Origin of the sequence: Pseudoalteromonas sp. S3178 (genome assembly GCF_005886985.1) — a bacterium.
GTDB classification, from domain to species: domain Bacteria; phylum Pseudomonadota; class Gammaproteobacteria; order Enterobacterales; family Alteromonadaceae; genus Pseudoalteromonas; species Pseudoalteromonas carrageenovora.
Map to the genome: position 1 here is coordinate 1 of NZ_PNCW01000082.1, position 8,546 is coordinate 8,546.

The following is an 8,546-nucleotide window of genomic DNA, read 5'->3' on the forward strand; positions in this document are numbered from 1 at the left end:
TAAAAACCAAACATACTGCTGTAAATTCAACCATCAAAGTTCAACACGCCCTGGGGTAGGAGTGCGAAATATAAATAGAAGCAAAGCTTTTATCTATATTTTCAAAATGGCTTTGCTCTACTCAATCAAGTGATACTAAAACCGCACGCTGTTGTTTTTTTGTGCGACAAACGGTTTGTTTTATAGGACGAAGTGTAAAAAAGGTGGGGAAATGTACCGAGTAAGTTTAAAAAATAACTTTTGTTATAATTGTATCGTTTTTTTTTGAGTTTTTTTCAGTGCGAATTCAGTTTTGGTTAAATGTTACAATTATGTTGTTGTTTGTCAGTGTAATGCGAATAAATACCCCCCTCAAAAGGCTTTAATTGATATATCAAAAAAAATTGTCGTTGCAATAATGTTAACAGTTGTGTGCTAATACTTTAGTGCAACCTTTATCTTCGCTATTTATTTACTGATATCAGCAAACATCAAGTTGACAGCATCAATTGCATTTAGCATTATTGGTAGGTTGATATCTATTAAAAGATATCAGGGTTGTTCTCCTCGGAGGATAATTAAATTATAAAAGTAACATTACTTAATTGGTTGGGAACTATGTCTGTTAAAATCAGAAAGAGTCTTGTAGCAACTGCGTTGGTTGGCGCTTTTGCATTTGCAAGCAGCAATGTGATTGCAGATCCTTTGAATGACGTGCAAAAAGCAGGTCAACAAATTCAAAAGGCTGCTGTTAAGTCTCAAACTAAAATTGACAATGTATATGGTCAAACTCAGGAGCTAATCGCTGAGTACCGTAGCGTTGTTGATGAGACTGAACTTATGAAAGTATACAACGATCACGTAGCACGTTTGGTCGCTGACCAAAACGCTTCTATCGAATCGTTTGACCGTCAAATCGCTACAATTGACAACACAAAGCAAAACGTTGTGCCTTTGATGTATCGCATGATCGATACGCTTGAGCAATTCATCAAAGCGGACGTTCCATTTAATCTTGAAACGCGTCTTGGACGTGTTGAGAAACTTCGCGACATCATGGCTTCTGCGTCTGTAACGACGTCAGAGAAATTCCGCCAAGTTCTAGAAGCGTACACAGTAGAAACTGCTTACAGTTCAGCTGTAACAGCTTCACAAGGTACTTTAGAAGTTGATGGCAAGAACATTAACGTTGATATCGGTCGTTTAGGTCGTATTTCATACGTAGCACAGTCTTTTGACTTAAAACACGCTTGGGTGTGGGATAACAACACTAAAGAGTGGAAGAAGTTAGGTGATGAATACCTAAAATCAGTTAAAGAAGTGATCCGTATGGCGCGTAAGCAAGCGACACTAGAACTTGTTAAACTACCAATTTTTGGCGCGGAGTAATTAAATAATGAAGAAACTATTTAAAGGTTTTGCTGTTGCAGCAGTACTATCTGTTTCTGCAGGTACCGCGCTTAATGCACACGCAAATACTGGTGCTTTAGATAAAATTCTTGAGCAAGTTAAGCAAGAGCGTATCTCTGAAGGTAAAATCAATAAGCAACGTGAGCAAGAATTCCTTTCAGAACGTGCTGACAAGCAAGCATTACTTAACAAAGCGAAAAGCCAACTAGCTGCTGAAAAAGCACGTGGTGATAGCTTAGCTAAGCAATATGCACAAAACGAAAATACTTTAGCTGAAAAAGAGCAAGCTCTTCAAAACGCTCAAGGTACACTTGGTGAAATGTTTGGTGTTGTACGTCGTGCAGCTCAAGACGCTATCGGTTCTATCGAAGCTTCACTAGTAAGTGCTGAAAAGCCAGGTCGTGCTGAAGTATTACGTTCATTAGCAGCTGCTAAAGAACTTCCAACAGTTCGTGAACTTGAAGAACTTTGGATTTCACTTCAAACAGAAATGACTGAGTCAGCTAAAGTTTCTACTTTTGAAACTGAAGTTGCTGGTCTTGACGGTAATGCTTCAATGAAGCAAGTAACTCGTATCGGTAACTTTAACTTAGTTACAGACGAAGGTTACTTAATCTACTCGCCAGAGACTAAGTCTATTCAGCCTTTAGGTAAGCAACCTGATAGCTACATTTTAGATGGTATTTCTGATCTTGAAGGTACTTCTGCAGATAACTATGCTGGCGTATACGTTGACCCGACTCGTGGTGCAATCTTACGTATCAACACCCAGAAGAAAACGCTTATGGAATACTACGAGCAAGGTGCTGAAGTTGGTTACATCATCACAGTACTATTAGCTGTAGGTCTATTAATCTTCTTAGTACGTTTTGTTGATTTAGCGCTTACTACTTCTAAGATCAAGTCTCAGCTTAAGAACTTGTCTACACCGAATACAAACAACCCACTGGGTCGTATTCTTAAAGTGTACCATGACAACAAGACTCAAGATGTTGAAAACCTTGAACTTAAACTTGATGAAGCTATTTTACGTGAAACTCCACGTGTTGAAGCTGGTATCAACATCATCAAGATTCTTGCTGCAATCGCACCATTACTTGGCCTACTAGGTACTGTAATCGGTATGATCTTAACGTTCCAAACAATCACATTGTTCGGTACGGGTGATCCGAAGATCATGGCAGGTAACATCTCTCTAGCTCTTGTAACTACAGCGCTAGGTCTTATCGCAGCACTACCACTTATCCTACTTCACTCAATTGTTGCAGGTCGTAGTAAGTCGGTATTACATATCCTTGATGAGCAAAGCGCTGGTATCATCGCTACTCACGCGGAGAAGGAGAAAGCCTAATGCTAGTCCTGATGGAGATATGGGAATCTATCAGGGATTTTGTTGGCACAGGCGGTCAGGTTTTATACGTGGTCGCGATAGCACTCTTTCTTATGTGGGTTTTAATGATTGAGCGCTATTGGTTCCTACTTGCTGAATTTCCTCGTTTGACGAAGGACATTGTAGCCAAGTGGGATGCCCGCCAAGACACTACGTCTTGGTACGCACACAGAATCCGTGAAGCATGGATTTCTGAAGCGTCTGAAAAATTAGATCAGCGTATGTTGTTGATTAAGACATTAGTAGCTATTTGTCCTTTAATAGGCTTACTTGGTACTGTAACGGGTATGATCGCGGTTTTCGAAACCATGGCAACTCAAGGTACTGGTAATGCACGTTTAATGGCATCAGGTATTTCAATGGCAACAATCCCAACAATGGCTGGAATGGTTGCGGCACTATCTGGAGTTTTCTTTAGCTCACGCCTTGAGGCAAGAGCGAGAATGGTGAAAGCCAAACTTGTAGATAGCATGCCTCATCACTAGAGAGAGAATTAAATATGGCACGTAAACAACGTTTTCGTGAAGAAGAAGAAGCAGCGGTAGATATGACGCCGATGCTTGACATCGTATTTATCATGCTTATTTTCTTTATCGTAACTACATCGTTCGTTAAAGAGGCTGGTATCGAGGTCAATAAACCTAAAGCGGCTCAAGCTACGAAGCAAAAAAATGCTAACATTTTTATTGCTATACGTAGTGATGGTGCTATCTGGATTGATAAACAGCAGGTTGACGTTGAACGTGTTTCAGCGAAAATCGAAAGTTTATTAGCAGAACAACCTACTGATGTTGTAATTTTGCAAGCTGATAAAGAAGCAAAACACGGCACAGTGGTTAAAGTTATGGACCAGATCAAAGCGACGGGTGATAACCTAAGAATTTCAATAGCTGGAGATCAGTAATGATTCGTTTTCTGTTTTCACTGATTGCAGGTGGGGCAGTTACTTTCGGCTTGTTCTACTTCATGGCTTACCTCATCTCTGGTGGGGCTGACCGTAATACGGAACAAAAAGAGCAGATCATAGTCGAAATAATGACGAATCCGCCTGAATCTAAGGTGCAGGAGAGGAAGCGTGTACCGCCTCCACCTCCGCCACCGCCAAAGCAGCCGCCTAAACCGCAGCCGCCACAGCCGGAAAATAATAATCCTAACCCTGGTGCTATGTCATTTAACATGGGTAGCATTGATGTAGGTAGTTCAGCTGGTGGACTAAGTGGTCCAGGTGCATTTGGACGAGATGGTGATGCGACACCTATCGTTCGTATTGAACCAAAATATCCAACGCAAGCAGCGCGTGATGGTAAAGAAGGTTGGGTTCAACTTTCATTCACAATTGATGAGTTAGGTGGTGTGACCGACGTTGAAGTAATCGACGCTGATCCTAAACGTATCTTTGACCGTGAAGCTAAACGTGCACTGCGTAAGTGGAAATACCGTCCTAAGATCATTGACGGGAAACCACAAAAACAACCAGGTTTACAAGTTCAACTAGACTTTAAACTTAACCAAGGCAACTAAGGAGGCGAGTAATGAGAAATTTTTCTAAAGTAACTGCTCTTGCAATTCTTATGTCTGTGTCAGGTGCTACATTAAGTGCATCTGTTTTAGCGGCGCCAGATTACGCAAAGATTGAAGAGCGTAAGAAAGCAAAAACTAAAATCATGGGCGAGCGTACTGGTAAAAAAGTAATTAAAGCATTTGAATTTTACAACGAAGAAAAAGTTGATGAAGCTATTGCTTTGCTTAGAGAGATTGAACCTTCGAATGACTTTGATAAAGCGACCGTAAATCGTTACTTAGGTAGCATGTACGCTCAAAAAGAAAAGTATGCCGATGCGATCAAATACGCTAAGCAAGCAGTTGCGCCTGATGTTTTAAACTTTGCTGACCAAGAACAGACACTAAAGCTGTTAGGTGATTTATACGCCGGTACTGAAAAGTACCAAGAAGCCAAAAAAGCTTATGTAGCTTGGATGGACTTTACAGGTGAAGAAGATCCAACAGTTTATACGCGTATTGCTCAAGCTAACTACCAGTTAGAGCAATACCGTGATGTTTTTGAACCAGCAGATAAAGCAATTAAACTTCAAAAAGAGCCTAATAAAGGCCCTTACCAATTAAAACTAGGTGCATACTTTGAGTTAAAAGATTATGCAAACATGGTTAAGATTGGCGAAGAGATTGTTCGTGTGTGGCCAGAAGATAAAAAGGCTTGGGTTAGCTTAGGTAAATATTACCTACAAACCGAAGACTATTCTAAAGGTCTAGCAACTATGGAAGTTGCATACAAGAACGGTTACTTTGAAAATGAAGTTGAATATAAAGTTTTATCAAACTTTTACTCTTTAAACGAGATTCCTTTTAAAGCAGCTATAACGCTAGAAAAGGCCGTTAAAGGAGATAAAGTAAAACGTACTAAGCAGAATGTTAGCGCGATTGCGAGTAACTACCATCGCTCTAAGAATCTAGAAAAAGCTGCTAAGTATTACGAAGAAGCTGCTAAATTTGATGAAGATGCTGAGCTTTACCGCAAAGCAGGTTCATTACTTTTACAATCTGAAAAATTCAGTGCTGCTGTTGTTCGTTTGAACAAAGCGTTAGAACTTGGTTCTGACAAAAAAGGTACTATTTATTCAGACTTAGCTGAAGCGTATTACTACCAAGGTAAGTATAAGCAAGCATATGCTGCTATTACTAAAGCTATGGACGACCCACGCACTCGTAAGTTTGCTAAAGGTTGGTCTACTTATATTAAAGATAAAGCCGCTCGCAACGGTGTTAAAATTTAACTTTAATTAGCTTAAGCAACTTATTAAAAAGCCCCTCAGGGGCTTTTTTTATTGGAAAAACTATGTATAAAACGTTCTCATTTTTATCATTTATGTGTCTGTTTTTAGCTGCATGCTCAAAGCAACCTCAACAATTTACATCATTTGAAGACGCGCAGACGGCTTTAAAGTCTCTAAATACCGCGCTTGTACAAACAAAAACAATAAAAATAGATACGTTAACTGACGAGCAACTCGTTTTCTCTGATGCGTATTTGGCTAAGCGCCATGCTGTTTACCAAAGCTTAATGGGTATGCAGCTTGAATCGAATCAAATTGCTCAAGTTAACTATTTAGTTATTGCTGAGCGATTTCCTGAGCGTTACTTTAATTGGCCAGCTCAGATAAACGTACTTGAAAACATGCTTGCTTTTGATGGTACAAAACACAAACCAGACAACATTATTAAATGGCTAAAATTGACTCAAGACCAATTAGATAGTGCTAAACAGAGTAATTTGAAGCTAAATAAAGTTGAGCTGTCTTTATTAAATTCGTATGTTGATGAAACACTTAAAAATAATAAAGTTCAAGGTGCTCTGCTCAGCCATTTAAGGGCATTTAGCGTGTATTTAAGTAATTACAAGGTTCGCGGGAGTGTAGGGCTTCGCGGTCTTGCTAATGGTAGCGAGTGGTATCAAAGTAAGCTTAATTATTTTAGTGGCGATGTTCACTCTCCACTTGAATGGGCTTCATTACTTAATAAAAAAATAAATATGTTAAAAGTTACAGAATCTATATCTAATATAGATGTCCCTAAAACACATGAATATTCTTTTTTAGTTCAAGCTGTTAAAAGTAGTAAACAAATACCAGGTCTAGATTGGCAAAGCCATTACCTCGATTTACCATCAATGGCAGCTAACATGAATGCTTCTGCTTCTAATAGTGCTTTAATGCTAGTGATGATGGAAACTGATGTTGGTATTCACTATCACGCATGGACACTACCTCAGGCTAAGGTAAACTTAATCAAAAGATTAAAAATAAGCCCAGAGTTTGCGCAGTATCTAGTGGAAGATATTATTTTATATCCAGGGCAGTCATTTAGTTTTGCATCAACAACGTTATGATTATTAGCAAAGCTAATGTGGTAAGTACGCTTATTTAGCGCACTTATCACAGCGCTGCGCTGCTGGATCCTTTTCAAGTAAGGCTGCGGGTATTTCTTTTTCGCAATCGCAGCAATATCCATACTGGCCTATATCAATTTGGCTTATTGCAGCCTCAAGTTGAGTCATTCTATTTATTAAAGGGGTGTATTCAGGTCCGAGTTTTTGCGCAACATGGTCAAGCCAATCATTTTTTCCAATGGTCAATAATTCACACTTTAATTGCTGGTAACATGAGTGGGGGGATTCAGACAGCATTGCCATTATAGCTGATTGGACTTTAGTTATCTCATCATCGAGTTTTTGCTGATGGTTCATATCAGTATAACCTTTAAAATTAGCTTATCGTTATACTGATATTATCTAGGGTTTAAACTTAACCGTTATGATTTGAATCAAGTTGCGGTGCTTTGGCATATTTTTTTAATACACTTGCCACATCTTCTTTACTTTTTAAGCGTCTAATTTCATCAAATAGCTCAACTGCTTGAGGATATTGGCGTTTTAAGTAGCCAAGCCATTGTTTAGTTCGCGATGCAAAATACTTTTCGTCTTTTGCTGGGTCTTGATGAATAGCAGAATGAATTAGATGATAAATTATATGTTCCCACTCTAAAGCATTATATTGTTCATTATTAACATGAGCTTTGATTTTTTTTGCTAAGTCAGGATGAGAAAGAGCACCTCGGCCAAGCATCAAATCAGTGCACCCGCTGCGTTTTTGGCACAGTAAAGCATCCTCAACTTGCCAAATCTCACCATTGGCAACCACTGCAATATTTTTGTTTTTTATAATAGGAGGGATCTTTTCCCAGTATGCAGGAGGATTATAACCATCTCGCTTGGTGCGAGCATGTATTGCAACGCTATTTGCACCAGCACTTACTACTGCATCAACTATTTCTTGGCTATTAGAATCATCATCAAACCCTAGACGAATTTTTGCGCTTACCTCATGTTCATTATCTACAGCATCTCTTACTGCTTTAATAATGGTATACATGTGTTCAGGATCTTTTAGTAATACTGCGCCACCACGGCTTTTATTAACCGTTTTTGCAGGGCAACCAAAGTTAAGGTCAACGCCATGAGAGCCGAGCGCGATTGCTCTTATTGCATTTTCAGCAAGAGGGTTAGCTTCTTGTCCAAGTAATTGTACGCGTACAGGCGTTCCTGCACGGGTATAACCATTATTATGAAGCTCAGGACAAAATCTATGAAATACTTTATCGGGTAAGCATGCTTCTACAACTCTCACAAATTCAGTTACACATAAGTCGAATCCACCTATATCAGTGAGTAACTGGCGCATTTTGAAATCAACAACACCTTCCATAGGCGCTAAAACAAGCTTCATAAAATATTTAATGTTTTGCTAAAAATTGGACGCATAGTTTAACCGTAAATCTTAAATTGATAAATCTGTATTTGTCGTCCATATTTATTTGAATAAAGTGAATAGTAAAAAAAATGAAAATAAATGAAAGATATTATTACCAGTCAGGTCTACTTAATTATACCAACTACATACAAATGTAAAAATTGCGTAAGTAGCTTTAGAATATAATCCTTGATAAAAGAGAGTCATAATATGAATACAGTTAAAAAAAATACAATCGCGTTAACTTTAGGTGCAGTAGTTGTTGGCTCTGCAAGTTTTGTATCTGCAGATGTTCAAGCTAACCCATTTGAGTTTCAAGAGCTTGTTACTGGTTACCAATTAGATGCTGCAGAAGGTAAATGTGGCGAAGGCAAATGTGGCGGCGACGCAAAAGATAAAAAAGAAGGTAAGTGCGGCGAAGGCAAATGCGGCGGTGACGCAAA

The 8,546-nt window shown here is 38.9% G+C and carries 10 protein-coding genes; 8 read left to right on the top strand and 2 right to left on the bottom strand.

The annotated features are described in order from the left end of the window. The first annotated feature begins 597 nt into the window (after positions 1 to 597). The 7 genes from CWC11_RS18590 (at position 598) to CWC11_RS18620 (ending at position 6,683) form a co-directional block, all read left to right on the top strand. On the top strand, positions 598 to 1,368 hold the full coding sequence (locus CWC11_RS18590; RefSeq protein WP_058548847.1) for a DUF3450 domain-containing protein: 771 nt from the start codon (positions 598 to 600) through the stop codon (positions 1,366 to 1,368). A 7-nt stretch (positions 1,369 to 1,375) separates the two neighbouring features. Beyond that, a complete protein-coding gene (locus CWC11_RS18595; RefSeq protein ID WP_138683886.1) occupies positions 1,376 to 2,740 on the top strand; it encodes a MotA/TolQ/ExbB proton channel family protein in 1,365 nt (454 codons plus the stop codon). Further along, positions 2,740 to 3,264, top strand: a complete 525-nt coding sequence (locus CWC11_RS18600; protein ID WP_058548849.1) for a MotA/TolQ/ExbB proton channel family protein — start codon at positions 2,740 to 2,742, stop codon at positions 3,262 to 3,264. The genes CWC11_RS18595 and CWC11_RS18600 overlap by 1 nt, the downstream gene beginning before the upstream one ends. A 14-nt stretch (positions 3,265 to 3,278) precedes the next feature. Then, the gene (locus tag CWC11_RS18605; protein WP_006792384.1) at positions 3,279 to 3,683 is read left to right on the top strand and encodes an ExbD/TolR family protein; all 405 of its coding nucleotides are present in this window, start codon (positions 3,279 to 3,281) and stop codon (positions 3,681 to 3,683) included. Further along, positions 3,683 to 4,300 carry an energy transducer TonB gene (locus CWC11_RS18610; RefSeq protein ID WP_058548850.1) on the top strand — a complete coding sequence of 206 codons (618 nt, stop codon included), beginning with the start codon at positions 3,683 to 3,685 and terminating at the stop codon, positions 4,298 to 4,300. The genes CWC11_RS18605 and CWC11_RS18610 overlap by 1 nt, the downstream gene beginning before the upstream one ends. An 11-nt stretch (positions 4,301 to 4,311) precedes the next feature. After that, positions 4,312 to 5,571: a tetratricopeptide repeat protein gene (locus tag CWC11_RS18615; protein WP_138683887.1), complete on the top strand. Its 1,260-nt coding sequence runs from the start codon at positions 4,312 to 4,314 to the stop codon at positions 5,569 to 5,571. A gap of 62 nt (positions 5,572 to 5,633) precedes the next feature. Then, positions 5,634 to 6,683: a hypothetical protein gene (locus CWC11_RS18620; RefSeq protein WP_138683888.1), complete on the top strand. Its 1,050-nt coding sequence runs from the start codon at positions 5,634 to 5,636 to the stop codon at positions 6,681 to 6,683. A gap of 30 nt (positions 6,684 to 6,713) precedes the next feature. On the opposite strand, the gene CWC11_RS18625 is transcribed toward CWC11_RS18620, so the two are convergent. Continuing rightward, complete coding sequence (locus tag CWC11_RS18625) at positions 6,714 to 7,040, bottom strand: TraR/DksA C4-type zinc finger protein (protein ID WP_138683889.1); 327 nt, start codon at positions 7,038 to 7,040, stop codon at positions 6,714 to 6,716. A gap of 58 nt (positions 7,041 to 7,098) precedes the next feature. Continuing rightward, positions 7,099 to 8,079, bottom strand: coding sequence for a tRNA-dihydrouridine synthase (locus tag CWC11_RS18630; RefSeq protein WP_138683890.1), 981 nt, complete (start codon positions 8,077 to 8,079; stop codon positions 7,099 to 7,101). 234 nt (positions 8,080 to 8,313) lie between these two features. On the opposite strand from CWC11_RS18630, the gene CWC11_RS18635 reads away from it, so the two are divergent. Continuing rightward, positions 8,314 to 8,546, top strand: a 233-nt coding sequence (locus CWC11_RS18635; RefSeq protein WP_502704803.1) for an HvfA family oxazolone/thioamide-modified RiPP metallophore, incomplete at its 3' end; no start/stop codon positions are given.